The organism is Streptomyces sp. NPDC051987 (assembly GCF_040680735.1).
GTDB lineage: Bacteria > Actinomycetota > Actinomycetes > Streptomycetales > Streptomycetaceae > Streptomyces.
Window position 1 is genome coordinate 17,620 of sequence record NZ_JBFAXI010000007.1, and the last position, 15,415, is coordinate 33,034.

A 15,415-nucleotide genomic window follows, 5' to 3' on the forward strand; every position below is an offset into this window, starting at 1 on the left:
GGCGGGGGGGCGCCCGGCGGGGGGGCCCGCCCCGGCCCCCCCCCCCCCCCCCCGCCGCTCCGGTCAGGGAATGGCCAGTTCGGCCCAGATGGTCTTCCCGGACCCCGTGTAGCGGGTGCCCCAGCGCTGGCACATCTGCGCGACCAGGAACAGGCCGCGGCCGCCCTCGTCGTCCCGGCGGGCCCGCCGCAGGTGCGGTGCCGTGTGCGCGTTGTCGGAGACCTCGCACAGCAGGCTGCGGTCCCTGATCAGGCGCAGCAGGACGGGCCCGGTGGCGTACCGGATGCTGTTGGTGACCAGCTCGCTCACCACCAGCTCCGCGGTGAACGCCAGGTCGGACAGCCCCCAGGTCTCCAGCTGGCGCTCGGTGTCCGTGCGGGCCCGCGCCACCATCGCCGGGTCGGGCGGCAGCTCCAGGTCCGCGACCTGGCCGGTGCCGAGCCGCCGGGTGCGCACCAGCAGGAGGGTGGCGTCGTCCGCCTGCGGCCCCGGCGGCAGGGTCGCCAGCGCGCGGTCGCAGAGCTCCTCCAGCGGGCAGCGCTGCCAGGTGAGCACATGGGCGAGACGGTCGATACCGCTGTCGATGTCGGTGCGCCGGTCCTCCACCACGCCGTCGGTGAAGAACGCCACCACGCTGTCGTCGGACAGGCTCAGCTCGACGTTCTCGTAGGGCAGGCTGCCCAGCCCCAGGGGCGGTCCAGGGGCCAGCGCGGACAGCGCCACCGCGCCGTTCGCGTCGGCCACGATCGGCGGCGGATGGCCCGCGCTGGCCCAGACACAGCGGCCGCTGACCGGGTCGTAGATCGCGTACAGGCAGGTCACCCCGAGCGCCTCGTCGCCCAGCCCGTCGTCCGCGTGGGGTTCGGAGTCCTGCGCGACCAGGCCGTCCAGCCGGGTGAGCAGCTCGGCCGGGTCCAGGTCCAGCAGGGCCAGGGTCCGCACGGTGGCGCGCAGCCGCCCCATGGTCGCGGCCGCGTGCACGCCGTGTCCGACCACGTCGCCGACGGTCAGCCCCACCCGGGCCCCGGACAGCGGGATCAGGTCGAACCAGTCGCCGCCCACGCCCACCCGGCTGTCGGCGGGCAGGTAGCGGTACGCCACGTCGACCGCGCTCTGCTCGGGCAGGTGCTGCGGCAGCAGGCTCCGCTGCAGCACCAGGGCCGCCGCGTGCTGGCTGGTGTACCGGCGGGCGTTGTCGATGCCGACGGCGGCCCGCTCGGTCAGCTCCACCGCGAGGGTCTGCTCCTCGGGTCCGAACGGGTCGGGGTTGCTGCTGCGCCGGAAGGTGGCGAGGCCGAGCACCGCGTCCCGGGCGAGCAGCGGGACGAACAGGCTGGAGTGGCGGCCGTCCGGATCCGGTCCGTCCGGCGCCCCGTCCTTGGCCGCGTCGACGACGGGGCGGCTGGTGGCCAGGCTCAGCGCCTGCGGCGACGACGGCGGGTAGGAGACGGGACTGGTCCGGAACTCCTCCGGGGTCCGGCCGTGCATCCGCAGCAGGCTGTGTCCGGGCGCCGAACCCGTCGGCGGCTGACGCCCCTCGATGACCGCCGGCGGCAGGTCCACCAGCACCTCGTCGGCCAGCTGCGGCACCGCCACGTCGGCCAGCTCCGCGGCCGTACGGCGCACGTCCAGCGAGGCGCCGATGCGTTTGCCCGCCCGCACCAGCAGCGACAGCCGTTCCTGGGCGCGGTAGCGGTCGGTGATGTCCAGCGACTCCTCGAACAGCCCCAGCGGCTCACCGCGGGCGTCCACCAGCCGGTGGTAGGAGCAGGACCAGACGTGCTCGCGCCCCGGGTCGGCGGGAGCTCGCCCGCGGTAGTGCATGCCCGTGATCGGTTCGCCCGTCGTGAGCACGTGCGCCATGATCTGGTCCTCGTCCGGAGGGTGGTGGCGGGAGATGAACTCGCCCTCGGGAAAGAGGTCCGAGGCCGGACGGCCGACGTACTGGGCGACCCCCGCCAGCTCCAGGTCGGTGGAGACGTTCCCCCAGACCACGCGCATGTCGGTGTCGAAGATCGTCAGGCCCACGGAGGACTCGGTGGCCAGTCCCTGCAGCATGGCCAGCTGGGCCTCCCAGGCGCGCAGCGCCGCCAGCTCCGCCGCGACCACCACGGTCGCGGCCACGCCCCGGGGCGCGAGCGGACTGAAGGTCACGGCCGCGCGCAGGCTGCTGCCGTCGCTGCGGGACAGGTCCAGCACCGTGCTGCGGGGCTGGGGCGCCCTGCACAGCCCGGAGAGCCGCTGTCCGGGATCCGCGGCCAGCAGCAGGGCCGCCGGCCGGCCGACCACGTCCTCGGGCCGATGGCCGAGGAGACGCTGGGCCGAGGGACCCCACCCCGAGACGCGGCCTTCGGCGTCCAGCACCGCGGCCGCGGCCTTGGTGAGGTCCAGAGGACTGTGGAACTCGACGTCGGCCGCGTTCGGAAAACGATCCATGGCACCGCTTCCCTCCGTGCTCCCTCAGCATCCCGTGCCGCACGACGGACGACAACCGCACGCACGACCGCCGCCTGACGGGTACCCGGCGGACGCCGTGGTCCGTCCCTCCGGCGGCCGCCCGCCGCGCAAGCCGCACCCCGGTGAGAACGCCCTGCGGGGAGTACGCCGCTCGGCACGGTCCGGGGAGGTGGACCGTGCCGAGCGGGGCGGGACGGGATCGGCGTCAGAGGGCCGTGCGCTGCCTGCGGCGCAGGGCCAGGAAGGTGCCCGTGGCGCCGGCGGCCACCAGGGCACCCGCGCCGAGACCGACCGGCAGGGCCGGGAACCGACCGGAGTCGGTCGTGGCGGCCGTGTCCACCATCGCCGGGCCCGGGGTGATGCGGGTGCTCACCGGGGCGACGTGGCGGATCGGGCCGATGTGCCGGACGGAGCCGTTCGCGTTCAGCAGTACCTGCTTGTCGTTCGGGTGCCGGAAGTCGAACATGTTCGTCAGCGAGCCGGCGGTGGCGTCGAAGGAGTGGTCGCCCACGCGCCCGGTGTGCCAGTTGTCCTCGATGAAGCGGATGATCGAGGACTGGTCGGTCTGGGTGTGGTCGACCTTGTTCACCTTGCTGTACGGCGACACGACCAGCAGCGGCTGCCGGGTGCCGGGGCCGCAGCGGTCGGCGTAGCCGCCGGACGCGGCCGGGCCGGCCTGGCAGGCAACGCTGTCGAGGGCCTTGCCGTTGGAGCCGACCGTGCTGTCCTTGGAGCCGTTGCGGGGCTTGGCGTAGGCGTGGTCGTACCAGCCGTCGGAGTCGTCGTAGGCGATGACGATCGCGGTGGACTTCCACTGCGGCGAGCTCTGGATGGTGTTGATCTCGTTGACCAGGAAGTGCTGTTCGTCGATCGGGTCGGAGTAGCCGGCGTGGCCGTCCTGGTACTCGCCGGCCTTGAGGAAGCTGACGGCAGGCAGCTTGCCCGCCTTGGCCACCGCGGTGAAGTCGGTCAGGTCGTAGTTGTGGTTGGCCCGGCCGTTGTGACCGATCTCCGCGACGTTCTTCGGCGCCAGGTGGTGCGGGTTGGACGTCGACCTGTAGTACGAGAACGGGTTGTGGTGCGGGCTGTAGTCGATTACGGAGGCACCGCCCACGTTGGTGTGCGCGGTGTCGCACCTGGCCCACGAGCCGGACGTGCCGGTGTAGGCCGTGGACGGGCGGAAGCCGCCCTGGAACCAGCCCCAGGTCACCTTCTTGGCGTTGAGCAGGTCACCGATGTTCCGGCCCCGCAGCGCCGCCAGCGCGCTGGTGCTGGTGTGGTCCTTGTCGGAGCAGTCGTCGTAGGCCGGGTCGGGGTCGTTGACGACCGTGCCGACCCCCTTGGCGTCCGGGGAGGCGATGGCGTAGGAGTCCGGGGTCGGCGTCTGCTTGCCGGTGACCGGGTCCACGGAGATCGCGCCGTGCGTCTGACCCGAGACCAGGTTGAGCGCGCCGGGCGTGGACGGGCCGTAGACCGAGCTGTAGGAGCGGTCGTCGAGGGCGTACTGCTGGGCGTAGTTCCACAGACCGGTGACGGTGTTGCCGTCGTAGTAGTCCATGACCAGGCCCGGCTCGCCGAACAGGCCGCCGGAGCACTTGTCGACCTCGGTGTTCTGCACGAACTGGTCGGCCCTGCCGCCGTCGTAGGCCAGTTGCTCCGGGCCGTAGGAGTGGTTCTGGTCGCAGGTCATCGCCTGCGCCGGGGTGAGCCGCTTGGGCAGGTACTGGTTCGGGTTCTTCGTCAGCAGCCCGGCGTGCGCGAGGGTGTCGACGTCCTTGGGGGTCCTTCTGGACGCCGTGAACTTGGTGCCGTCTGTGTTCGCGGCCTTCGGGTAGGTCGCGAAGTAGTGGTCGAAGGAGATGTTCTCGCCGAACAGCACGACCACGTGCTTGATCGGGGTGGCGGTCGACGAGCCGCCGCTGTGCCCGGCGGGTGCGGCGGCCCAGCTGGGCGCGGTACCGCCGAGGACGGTGAGTACGGCGGCCCCGGCGAGAGCGCCGAGGCTCCTCGTCGCCGTTCGTCTTCCTGTGCTGGCCATGCGGGTTCCCCTCCGGGCATGAGCGTCACTGCGTCGTACAGCCAGGGATGCTTCGCTCGTTCGCGGGCGTTCCGGCGGAGCCGTGATGGCGGGTGAATGAACACCGGGTCAGGGATGCCGGGGCAAACCTTGACTGCGTGTTGACCGTATCGGCTACGGAAATCACCTGAAGTTGTCCGGACAGGCTCAGGTCAGCAGGGCGCGCCCGTACCAGTCGTCGCGGTCCCGCACACCGGGCAGGGCGAAGAAGTAGCCGCCGCCGAACGGCGAGACGTAGTCCGTCAGCGGCTCCCCGGCCAGCCGCTTCTGCACGGTCTCGAACTGCCGCGCCAGGTCCTGCTGGTAGCAGCAGAACAGCAGGCCCATGTCGAGGTTGCCGTTGCTGTCCATGCCCCGGTCGTAGTTGTACGCGCGGCGCAGGATCCGCTGGTCGGCAGTGGCCGTGGTGCGCGGGTTGGCCAGCCGGATGTGCGCGTCCAGCGGGATGACGTCGCCCTTCGGGTCGTCGGCGTAGTCGGGCGTGTCGTGCTCGGCGTCGCCGTCCAGGGGCGCCCCGGACTCGCGGGACCGGCCGAACATGCGCTCCTGCTCGCTGAGCGAGACCCGGTCCCAGAACTCCACCAGCATCCGGATCAGCCGGACCACCTGGTAGCTGCCGCCCGCCGCCCAGTCCGGTTCGCCGGAGTCCCGGCCCACCCACACCAGCCGGTCCATCTCCCGGGCACTGGTGGTCTCCGGGTTGGCGGTGCCGTCCTTGAAGCCCAGCAGGTTGCGCGGGGTGCCGGACGGCCGGGGCGGACTGGTGAAGCCGTCCAGCCGCCAGCGGACCTGCAGACCGCCCCGGGTGTGCCGGGCGATGTCGCGCAGCGCGTGCAGCACGGTGTCCGTGTCGTCCGCGTGCAACTGCAAACTGAGGTCGCCGTGGCACCACTCGGGCCGCAGGTCGTCGTCCGGGAACGCCGGCATCGTCGTGAGCCGACGCGGTCTCAGTCTCCCGAGCCCGAACCGGTCGTCGAAGAGGGAGCCGCCGACCCCGACGGTCACCGCCAGTGCGCCGGACGGCAGTTGGCCGCCGAGGACGCCCGAGTCGGCGGGCGGCCCGGTGATGCCGACCGGAGCCGGGGTGCCGCCGGAGGTGAGGAAGCGGGCGCGGTCGGTGAGCGTGCGCAGTACGTCGGTCAGCTCGGCGCGGCTGCCGGCGGTGACGTCGAGGGAGGCGAACACCGTCGTCCGGCGGGGCGGGGCGATCGCGGACAGCTGGCGGGCGCCGTGGAAGGGAGCGATCGCGGGTGTGCCGGTGGCGGCGCCGGTGTCCGAGGTGTCCGTGCCGGGGGCCGTCGCGCCGCCGGCCGCCAGCCCCGCGCCCGCGAGGGCCGCGCCGCGCAGGAACCCGCGGCGGCCCACCGCGCCCTTGCCGGTCGTCTCGTGCGCGCTCATGCCGTCCTCCGCGGATCGCACAGGGTCGCCACCGACGCCAACCGCTCCACCAGGTCGCCGAGGACCGCGTCGACATCCTCGCGCTGCCGGTGGCCGAGCCTGCCGAGCGGCGTCCAGGTGCCGTCGTGATCGAAGCCGTCGAGGGTCGTGCCGGCCCGCCGCAACTCGCTCTCCAGCGCGGCCAGACCGGCGTACCGGGTGGTCAGCAGCGGGTGCAGCCGGGCCAGCACCGCCACCGTGCCGTCCAGGTTGGCGCGGGCGGTGGCGAGGTTGCTGCCGCTGCCGAAGTCGGTACGGCCGGTCAGCTCGAACTGCACCGTGTTCTCCAGGATCTCGTGCGCCCGCAGCCCCAGCTGGGCCGGGTCCATCCGAGTCTGCGCCCAGCCGTCGCGCAGCGCCGTGACCGCCTTGAGCAGAGCGGCGGCCGGGCCGCGCAGGCCGGCGGCGGACTGCCCGTGCCACAGCCCGTACTCGATCCGGTGGAAGCCGGTGAAGTCCTTGTCGTGGACCCCGCCGGGCAGCCCCGCGTCCGTGCCGTCGACCGCGCCGTCGGCGTCGCCGAAGGCGTCGTACGCGGCGCCTAGCCGCTCGTACTCCAGGTGCGCGGGCAGCCAGGCGGCACGGGCGGCGGCGAGATCGCCGCGGTCGATCGCGGCCCGCAGGGCCGTCGTCAGCCGTACGACGTCGGCCAGGCCGCCGCCGACCCACTTCTGGTAGGCCAGCGCCGGCGGGATCAGGTCGTGCTCGCTGACCGGCGCCACGGCCGGGCCGCTGCGGCCCCTGGTGATCCGGACGGTCGGCCCGGTGACGGCGTCGGCGTCGTCGGGCACGCACCGGAACGCGTACGCGCCCTTGCCGAGCCGGACGGTCAGCTCCCGGGTCGTACCGGGCCCTATGCCCTCCACCTCGCCGTACACGGCCCGGCTCGCCGGGTCCTCCAGGAGCACGTCGGCGGCACCGTCGGTCGGGTTGTGCAGGTCGAAGACCTGGACCCCGGGAACAGGGGCGCTCCAGCCCCGGCCGCAGCGGCTGGCGGACACCTCCACGGTGGTGTGCGGCAGCGCGGCTGGGCCGGCGTGCGCCTGCCGCGATTCGTGCGTGAGCGCCAGGAACCCGGCCACCAGGCACACGACGGCGACACCGACGACCGCCCAGGGACGTGACGACCTCCAGCCGGGGCCGGACAACACCATCCCGAGCTCCCAGGGGATCCGTACCGTTCGTGATCGCCTCATGCTAGGCAGCCCTTGCCGCTCGAACGGCCGCCCAGGCAAACCCATGACCAAGAGTTCCCTCCCGGTTCACCCGGCCTCCAGAGGACCCCTGCCGGGGCGACCCACACCCCGGTCGGACAGACCGTCGGCGACGGACTCGCGCTCGGCAGGACCGTCCGGGGGCGGTGTGCGGAGGGTGGGACGGTCGCGAGAAGATCGTTCGTGACCCGTGCGTCCTGCCCCGTCCGGAAGGAACCGACGAGATGATGCGCCTCAGCGCGGCCCGCGGCCCGGCGGAGGTGTCCGGATGACCGGCGCCGAGGAACCCGTCCTGCTGCACGTCGACGGACGGGCCGCGCACATCACGCTCAACCGGCCGAAGGCCATCAACGCGCTGACGCACACGATGGTGCGCCGCGTCGACGAGGCGCTCACCGAGTGGGAGCGGGACCCGGCCGTGCGGACCGTCGTCATCTCCGGGGCAGGCGAGCGCGGCCTGTGCGCCGGCGGCGACATCCGTGCCGTCCACGACGACGCCCGGGACGGCGACGGGTCGGCCGCGGCCGCGTTCTGGCGGGACGAGTACCGGCTCAACGCCCGTATCGCCCGTTACCCGAAGCCGTACGTCGCGCTGATGGACGGGATCGTGATGGGCGGCGGGGTCGGCGTCTCGGCCCACGGCAGCGTCCGGATCGCCACCGAGCGGTCGCGGATCGCCATGCCGGAGACCGGGATCGGCTTCGTTCCCGATGTCGGCGGGACCCGCCTGCTCGGCCGGGCGCCCGGCGAACTCGGCACGCATCTCGCCCTGACCGGTACTCAGATCGGGGCCGCCGACGCCCTGCTGTGCGGACTCGCCGACCACTACGTGCCGTCCGGCGCGCTCCCCGCCCTCCTCGCCGACCTCGCCGAGCTGCCTGTGCCCGAGGCGCTCGCCCGGCAGGTGCGGCGGGCCCCGGACGGCGAACTGGCCGGGCACCGCGCGTGGATCGACGCCTGCTACCCGGCCGGCACGGTCGAGGAGATCGTCCGGCGGCTCCGCGCGCACGGCGACCCGGCGGCGAAGGAGACCGCGGACCTCCTGCTGTCCAGGTCGCCCACCGCCCTGAAGGTCACGTTGCGGGCGGTGCGCCGGGCCCGGCGGCTCGGCTCGCTGGAAGAGGTCCTGAACCAGGAGTACCGGGTCTCCTGCGCCACCCTCGCCACCCCTGACCTGGTGGAGGGCATCCGCGCCCAGGTCGTCGACAAGGACCGCGCCCCGCGCTGGTCCCCGGCCACCCTCGCCGAGGTCACCGACGCCGACGTCGACCGCTTCTTCGCCCCGCTCGGCGAGCGCGAACTGGGCCTGGTCGCCGCGGGCTGCCCCCTCCCGACCGCCGCCCACCAGGCGCGAGACGAAGATCACGCCTGCTGACGCGGTCTTGGCCGTGCCCCTGACACGCGGTACGGTCTGTCCGATATCGACGACGGCGAGACGGAAGCCGGTGGGAATCCGGCACGGTCGCGCCACTGTATGCGAGAGCCCCAGGGCCGCTCGTGAGTCAGACCCGTGGCCGTCGTCCTGTGCACCACCGAGATGGGACGCGAACTCCCAGAGGAGGTCCTGCCATGGCGCAGACCGTCGCTCCGCCGACCGCCACCACCCCCGCCGTCCCCGCCAAGCTGCCGCTGTCCGCGATAGCTCCCTGGGCGGTCTTCTTCGGCATCCTGATGCTGGTCCTGCTGTACTTCGTCGGCGCCGAACAGGGCGCCACCTCCGTGTTCAGCGGCACGAACGTCCACGAATGGGTGCACGACGCCCGCCACCTGCTCGGCTTCCCCTGCCACTGACGCGGGGGACACCGCACACCCGATGAACTCCGCAACCGTAAGAAACCTCCTGGTGCGGGGCATGCTCGCCGGCCTGGCCGCCGGCGTGCTCGCCCTGGTCGTCGCCTACCTGCTCGGCGAGCCGAACGTCGACAAGGCGATCAGCTTCGAGGACGCCCACACGCACGAGCACGAGATGGCGGTCGTCTCGCGCTCCCTGCAGTCCACCGCGGGCCTGGCCACCGGTGTCCTGGTCTACGGCGTCTCCTTCGGCGGCATCGCCGCGCTCGCCTACTGCTTCGCCCTCGGCCGCGTCGGCCGTTTCTCGCCGCGGGCGACCGCGCTGCTGCTGTCCGGCTGCGCGCTCGTCGCCGTGTACGTGGTGCCGTTCCTCAAGTACCCGGCCAACCCGCCGTCCGTGGGCGACCCGGACACCATCGGCAAGCGGACCACGCTGTACTTCCTGATGATGCTGCTCAGCGTGCTCCTCGCGGTCGCCGCCACCCTCCTCGGCCGGCGACTCCGGCCCCGGCTGGGCACCTGGTGGGCGACCGTGCTCGCGGTGGTCGCGTTCGCCGTCGTCATCGGGCTGGCGTACCAGTTCCTGCCGGTCGTCAACGAGGTGCCGAAGGACTTCCCGGCCACCCTGCTCTGGCGGTTCCGGCTCTCGGCGCTCGCCATCCAGGTGTCGCTGTGGGGCGGATTCGGCCTGCTCTTCGGCGAGTTGGCCGACCGCGTCCTCAACCCCAGACCGGCCGGGGCGCCGGCCGCGACGCGCACCGTGCCCACACCGCACTGACCCACCCGCCGAACGACGGGCGAGGGCCTCCGGAGCCAGGCGAATTCCGGAGACCCTCGCCCGTTCCGTCACCCACCTCCGCGTCGCCCCGCGCAGGGCCGCAGTCCCCGCTCACGGCCGGCGCGCGTCGTATCCTGCGGGCCGTGACGCAGACCTACGTACTGGACGGCACCGCGATCACCACCCTGGAGGACTTCTGGCGGGTGGTCGGCGAGGCGGTCAACGGCCCCGGCGGCTACTTCGGCCGTAACCTCGACGCGTTCGCCGACTGCCTCGGCGGCGGCTTCGGCACGCCCGACGACCGTGACTTCGTCTTCGAGTGGCGCGACCACGACACGTCCCGTGCGCATCTGGGCCACGCGGAGACCGCCCGCCAACTGGAGAGCAGGCTCGCCCGCAGCCACCCGTCCCACCGGGCGGAGTTCACCGCCCAGTTGGCCGAGGCCCGCGCCGGACGCGGAGCCACCGTCTTCGACTGGCTGGTCGACATCTTCGAAGAGCGGGCCCCGAACGCGCTGCGACTCCGGTGAACCCGCCGTGAACCCGCCGAGTCCTCGGCGCGCGGCCGGTGCCGCACTCGCGTGCGCGGCCACCGGCAGGGAAAGATGGGCGGCGAGCGAACGATCAACGACTGCGGAGGAGTGGACTCATGCCGCATGAGCGAGCGGGCCGGCCGGCGGCTCCGGAGGACCTCGTCGACGTGGCCCGGCTGGTCACGGCCTACTACGCGCTGCACCCCGACCCGTCCGACCCCGCCCAGCGCGTGGCGTTCGGCACCTCGGGACACCGCGGATCGTCACTGGCGACCGCGTTCAACGAGGACCACATCGCGGCCACCAGCCAGGCCATCTGCGAGTACCGGAGCGGCCAGAGCACCGACGGCCCGCTCTTCCTGGGCGCCGACACCCACGCCCTGTCCGAGCCGGCCAAGGTCACCGCGCTGGAGGTCTTCGCCGCCAACGGCGTCACCGTCCTCGTCGACAGCGCCGACGGCTACACCCCCACCCCGGCCGTCTCGCACGCCATCCTCACCCACAACCGGGGCCGCACCACCGGCCTCGCGGACGGCGTCGTGGTCACCCCCTCGCACAACCCGCCGGCCGACGGCGGCTTCAAGTACAACCCGCCCAGCGGCGGCCCCGCCGCCTCCGACGCCACCTCCTGGATCCAGGACCGCGCCAACGAGATCATCACCGGCGGGATGAAGGACGTCCGGCGGGTCCCGTACGAGCGCGCGCTCGCCGCGCCCACCACCGGCCGGTACGACTTCATGGGCGTCTACGTCGACGACCTGCCCAGCGTCCTCGACCTCGACGCGGTCCGGGCGTCCGGACTGCGCATCGGCGCCGACCCGCTCGGCGGCGCGTCCGTCGCCTACTGGGGACGGATCGCCGAACGGCACGGCCTCGACCTCACCGTGGTCAACCCGTACACCGATCCCACCTGGCGGTTCATGACCCTGGACTGGGACGGCAAGATCCGCATGGACTGCTCCTCGCCGTACGCGATGGCCTCGCTCATCGAGAAGCGGGCCGAGTTCCGGGTCGCCACCGGCAACGACGCGGACGCCGACCGGCACGGCATCGTCACCCGCGACGCCGGCCTGATGAACCCCAACCACTACCTCGCCGTCGCCATCTCCTACCTCTACCGGCACCGCGAGCAGTGGGCGGCGGACGCCGGCGTCGGCAAGACCCTGGTCTCCTCCTCGATGATCGACCGGGTCGCCGCCGACCTCGGCCGCCGGCTGGTCGAGGTCCCGGTCGGGTTCAAGTGGTTCGTGGACGGACTGGTCGGCGGCGCCATCGGCTTCGGCGGCGAGGAGTCGGCCGGCGCCTCCTTCCTGCGCCGGGACGGCTCGGTGTGGACCACCGACAAGGACGGCATCCTGCTCGCCCTGCTCGCCTCCGAGATCACGGCCGTGACGGACCGGACCCCCTCCGAGCACTACGCCGATCTCACCGCCCGCTTCGGCGAACCCGCCTACGCCCGCATCGACGCCCCCGCCACCCGGGAGGAGAAGGCCCTCCTCGCCAAGCTCTCCCCGGCCCAGGTCACCGCCCAGACCCTGGCGGGGGAGCCGGTCACCGCCGTCCTCACCGAGGCCCCCGGCAACGGCGCCGCGATCGGCGGCATCAAGGTGACCACGGAGAACGCCTGGTTCGCGGCCCGGCCCTCCGGCACCGAGGACGTCTACAAGATCTACGCCGAGTCCTTCCAGGGCCCCGACCACCTGGCCCGGGTGCAGGAGGAGGCCAAGGCGGTGGTGATGACCGCGCTCGGCGGCTGACGCCCCGGGCGGTGCCGGTCAGCCCGTGAAGGTGCGACGGCGTGCGCGGGCCGCGGCGAGGTCCGCCGCGGCCCGGCGGGCGTTCGCCGCGAGGTGGGCCGAGCCCCAGGCGTGCGCGGTGCGGGCGGCCAGCGCGTAGCCCTCGGCGGCGGCCTGCTCCTCGCCGAGGAGCCGGTGCAGGTCGGCCAGGGCGTGCGCGAGGGGACGGCTCGCGTACGCCCCACCCGCCGCGCCGGCCAGCTGGTCGCGCAGCGGCCGCAGGTGCCCGAGCAGGGCGGCCGCCGCGTCGCGGTCCCGGTGCAGCAGCGCGAGCTCGGCGCGGAAGTCGAGCTCCAGGCCGTAGAGATGGTCCCGCGGCGGTTCGGCGGACCGGGGTACGGCCAGCGACTCGTCGAGCCGGCCCAGGCGCGCCAGGACCAGCGCCCACGCCACCCCGACCTGGCCGGGCGCCGCCTCGTACACCGTCCGGGTCAGCGGCTCGACGTCGGCCGCACGGTCCTGGACGAGCCGCATGCTGATCAGCCCGAGCGTGCGCAGACCGGTGGCGTGGTGGGCGCCCACTCGCTGCAACAGGGTGTCCGCCTCGGCATACCCGGTCTCCGCCGCCTCGAAGTGCCCGGTCACGGCCGCCAGCATCGCGGAGGTCGCGGCGCTCAGCCCCTGGGCCCACACCAGGCGGTAGCGGCGGGCGAGGACCAGACCCTGCGCGGTGTGCCGCCGCACCGCGGCCGGATCGTTGCGGGCGGCGGCGGTCATGGCGTCCAGGTTCTCGCAGACCCAGCGATAGGCGGGCAGGTCGTGGGCCAGGGCCAGCCGGCGCAGTTCGGCGGTGAGCGGCGGCCGGGTGCCGGCCATGGTCTCGTGCGGCAGCAACCGCGCCGAGGCCATCAACGCGGCCGCCATCAAACCCGGTTCGCCGTCTTCACGGGCGAGCGCCAGCTGGGCGCGGGCCGCCTGAGCGGCCCGGGGCGGGTCCTCGGCGGCCACCGCGTCGACGAGTGCCTGGAGGACCCGGGCCCGCGTCGGGCCGTCGAGGCCGGGATCGGCGGCGAGCCGTTCCAGGCGGGCCAGCGCCGTCCCGTCGTACGGCCCTTCGAGCCGGCTGCGCCAGGGCGCGGGCTCGGTCCAGGCCCCGTACACGGCCGCGGCCAGGTCGCCCCGGTCGGCCTGTTCGGCGAGCTCCACCGCACGCTGCCGGGTGCGCCGGGCCGCGTCCGTGGCGCCGGTCCGCACCTGCGCGCCGAGCAGCCGCACCAGCAGCTCGATCAGCCGGTCCGGCGGGGTGTCGTCGCCGGAGGCGGCGGTATGGGTGTCGATCGCCTGCTGGATCAGGGTGACCGCGACGTCGTGGGCGTAGCGCCGTTCGGCGGTCTCGGCGGCCCGCAGTGCGTAGTCGACGGCGAGCGGGGCGTCGGCCGTGCTGCCGGACCGGGCGAAGTGGTGGGCCAGGGCGGCGAGTTCGCCGGGACGGTGGTGGCGCAGGAGGCGCGCGGCGCGGGCGTGCAGCCGGGACCGCCGGGCGCCGGACAGGTCGGCGTAGACGGTGTCGCGGACCAGGGCGTGCACGAACCGTACGCGGCCCGGCCCGGGTTCGGCGAGCAGGCCGGCGGCCAGCGCCGCGTCGAGGCCCCCGAGGACCTGTTCCTCGTCCGTGTCGGCGGCGTCGACGAGCAGGGCGACCTCGGCCTCCAGACCCAGGACGGCGGTCAGCTGCACCACGGACCGGGCGGCCGGGGGCAGCAGCGCCAGGCGCCGCCGCAGCACGTCACGCACCCCCTGCGGGACGTCGGAGATTGCGACCAGCGCCCCCTCGTCCGCCAGCAGGCGGGCGCTCTCCAGGACGTAGAAAGGATTGCCGCCGGTGCGCTCGGCCACCGCCGCCACGGTCGCCGGATCCACCGCCGTGCCGCACACCGCCTCGACCAGGGTGGCGGTGTCCCGCACGGTCAGGCCGCCGAGCGCGATGCGGTGCGGGGCCGCCGGGGCGAGATGGGCGAGGGTCTTCAGGAGGTGCTCACCGACCTCGGTGGGCCGGTAACCGGCGACGGTGAGCAGGGGCACCCCGGTGACGGCGGCCGCCGCCTCGACCAGGGCGAGGGTCTCGGCGTCGGCCCGGTGCAGGTCCTCCAGCAGCACGGCCAGGGGGCCCCGGGCGGCCGCGGCACGCAGCCAGGCGGCGAAGGCACGGTGCATCCGGAAGCGGCCGGCGGCGGCCTCGTCCTGGGCCGGGGCGGCCGCGCTCTCCTGCTCCCGCAGCAGTACCGCCAGCTCCTCCGGCCGGTCCGGGGGCACCTCGCGGGCGAGCGCGCCGAGCGCCTCCACCCAGGCCCAGGCGGGCGGCGCGCCCTCGTACTCGGGGCAGCGCCCGATCACCACCCGCCAGCCCGACTCCCGCAGCCGGGCGGCGGCCCGGCCGAGGAACGCGGACTTGCCCGCCCCGGCCGCACCCGTCACCAGCACGAGGCCGCCCGCCTGCCGGGCGGCCCGCGCCGCCTCGTCCAGGCCGCGCAGTTCCGGACCTCTGCCGACGAACAGACCGGGCCCGCCGCGCGGGGCGAGAACGGCGGCGGGCGCCGGCTCGGGTTCGGGCACGGCGGCGCGCAGCACGTCGAGCCGCCCGTTGAGCACGGCGTGCTCCAGGTCCCGCAGGGCGGGCCCCGGATCGCAGCCGAGTTCGGCGCGCAGGACGGCACCGGCGCGGCGCAGCGCGGCGAGGGCGTCGGCCTGGCGGCCGCAGGCCCACTGCGCGAGCGCGAGCAGCCGCCAGCCCTCCTCGCGCAGCGGGCTGTCCCGGACCAGCGACTCGGCGTCGGTCGCGGCCTGTGCGGCCCGGCCGGTGCGCAGGTCCGCCGCCACCGCGAGTTCCGCGGCCTCCCGGCGCAGCCCGGTCAGCCGGACCACCTCGGCGGCGGCCCACTCCTCGTCCGCGTGCTCCGCGAAGGCCGGTCCGCGCCACCAGCCCAGCGCCTCGGTGAGCAGCAGCCGGGCCTCCTCGGCCGGGGCGGTGCGGGCGCGCCCGACCCAGGTCTCGAACCGCCAGGCGTCCACCGCGTCCCCGGCCACCCGCAGCGCGTACCCGGGCGCCACGGTGACCAGGACGGTGCCCGGTGCCCGCGGCGGCCGCCCCGGCTCCAGCGACCGGCGCAGATTGGAGAGATAGGCGTGCAGCGAGGCACCGGCCTTGGCGGGCGGCTCGCCCCGCCACAGCGCGTCCGTCATCCGGTCGACCGGGACCACGGCGCCCCGGGCCGCGATCAGCAGGGCCAGCACGGCACGCTGCCGCGGGGCACCCAACTCGACCGGTGTCCCGGCGAGGTCGGCACCCAGCGGACCCAGGACTCTCAAACGCAGCACGCCGCGGGAATCTACCC

General features: G+C 74.3%; 10 protein-coding genes and 1 riboswitch. Of the genes, 5 read left to right on the plus strand and 5 right to left on the minus strand.

All coding sequences use genetic code 11. The annotated features are described in order from the left end of the window. Positions 1-63: 63 nt before the first annotated feature. The 4 genes from AB0M11_RS05750 to AB0M11_RS05765 all read right to left on the minus strand — a co-directional run bounded on the left by AB0M11_RS05750 (position 64) and on the right by AB0M11_RS05765 (position 7,167). A complete protein-coding gene (locus AB0M11_RS05750) occupies positions 64-2,436 on the minus strand; it encodes a SpoIIE family protein phosphatase (protein WP_365701756.1) in 2,373 nt (790 codons plus the stop codon). Between the two features lie 226 nt (positions 2,437-2,662). After that, positions 2,663-4,495, minus strand: a complete 1,833-nt coding sequence (locus AB0M11_RS05755) for an alkaline phosphatase family protein (RefSeq protein ID WP_365701758.1) — start codon at positions 4,493-4,495, stop codon at positions 2,663-2,665. A gap of 186 nt (positions 4,496-4,681) precedes the next feature. Next, positions 4,682-5,932: an iron uptake transporter deferrochelatase/peroxidase subunit gene (gene efeB / locus AB0M11_RS05760; protein ID WP_365701760.1), complete on the minus strand. Its 1,251-nt coding sequence runs from the start codon at positions 5,930-5,932 to the stop codon at positions 4,682-4,684. Then, positions 5,929-7,167 (minus strand): EfeM/EfeO family lipoprotein, encoded by a 1,239-nt coding sequence (locus AB0M11_RS05765; protein WP_365701762.1) that lies wholly within the window; start codon positions 7,165-7,167, stop codon positions 5,929-5,931. The genes efeB and AB0M11_RS05765 overlap by 4 nt, the downstream gene beginning before the upstream one ends. Before the next feature lie 286 nt (positions 7,168-7,453). On the opposite strand from AB0M11_RS05765, the gene AB0M11_RS05770 reads away from it, so the two are divergent. The 5 genes from AB0M11_RS05770 (at position 7,454) to pgm (ending at position 12,044) form a co-directional block, all read left to right on the plus strand. Continuing rightward, positions 7,454-8,560, plus strand: a complete 1,107-nt coding sequence (locus AB0M11_RS05770; protein ID WP_365701764.1) for an enoyl-CoA hydratase/isomerase family protein — start codon at positions 7,454-7,456, stop codon at positions 8,558-8,560. Between the two features lie 16 nt (positions 8,561-8,576). Further along, positions 8,577-8,718, plus strand: a riboswitch (cobalamin riboswitch). A gap of 36 nt (positions 8,719-8,754) precedes the next feature. Further along, complete coding sequence (locus AB0M11_RS05775; RefSeq protein WP_365701766.1) at positions 8,755-8,976, plus strand: CbtB-domain containing protein; 222 nt, start codon at positions 8,755-8,757, stop codon at positions 8,974-8,976. A gap of 22 nt (positions 8,977-8,998) precedes the next feature. Beyond that, positions 8,999-9,754, plus strand: a complete 756-nt coding sequence (locus AB0M11_RS05780) for a CbtA family protein (protein ID WP_365701768.1) — start codon at positions 8,999-9,001, stop codon at positions 9,752-9,754. 143 nt (positions 9,755-9,897) lie between these two features. Continuing rightward, the gene (locus AB0M11_RS05785) at positions 9,898-10,284 is read left to right on the plus strand and encodes a barstar family protein (protein ID WP_365701770.1); all 387 of its coding nucleotides are present in this window, start codon (positions 9,898-9,900) and stop codon (positions 10,282-10,284) included. Between the two features lie 119 nt (positions 10,285-10,403). Then, positions 10,404-12,044 (plus strand): phosphoglucomutase (alpha-D-glucose-1,6-bisphosphate-dependent), encoded by a 1,641-nt coding sequence (gene pgm / locus AB0M11_RS05790; RefSeq protein ID WP_365701772.1) that lies wholly within the window; start codon positions 10,404-10,406, stop codon positions 12,042-12,044. Between the two features lie 18 nt (positions 12,045-12,062). Here the strand turns inward: pgm and AB0M11_RS05795 are convergent, their stop codons facing one another. Next, positions 12,063-15,398 carry a BTAD domain-containing putative transcriptional regulator gene (locus tag AB0M11_RS05795; RefSeq protein ID WP_365701774.1) on the minus strand — a complete coding sequence of 1,112 codons (3,336 nt, stop codon included), beginning with the start codon at positions 15,396-15,398 and terminating at the stop codon, positions 12,063-12,065. Between the last annotated feature and the right edge of the window lie 17 nt (positions 15,399-15,415).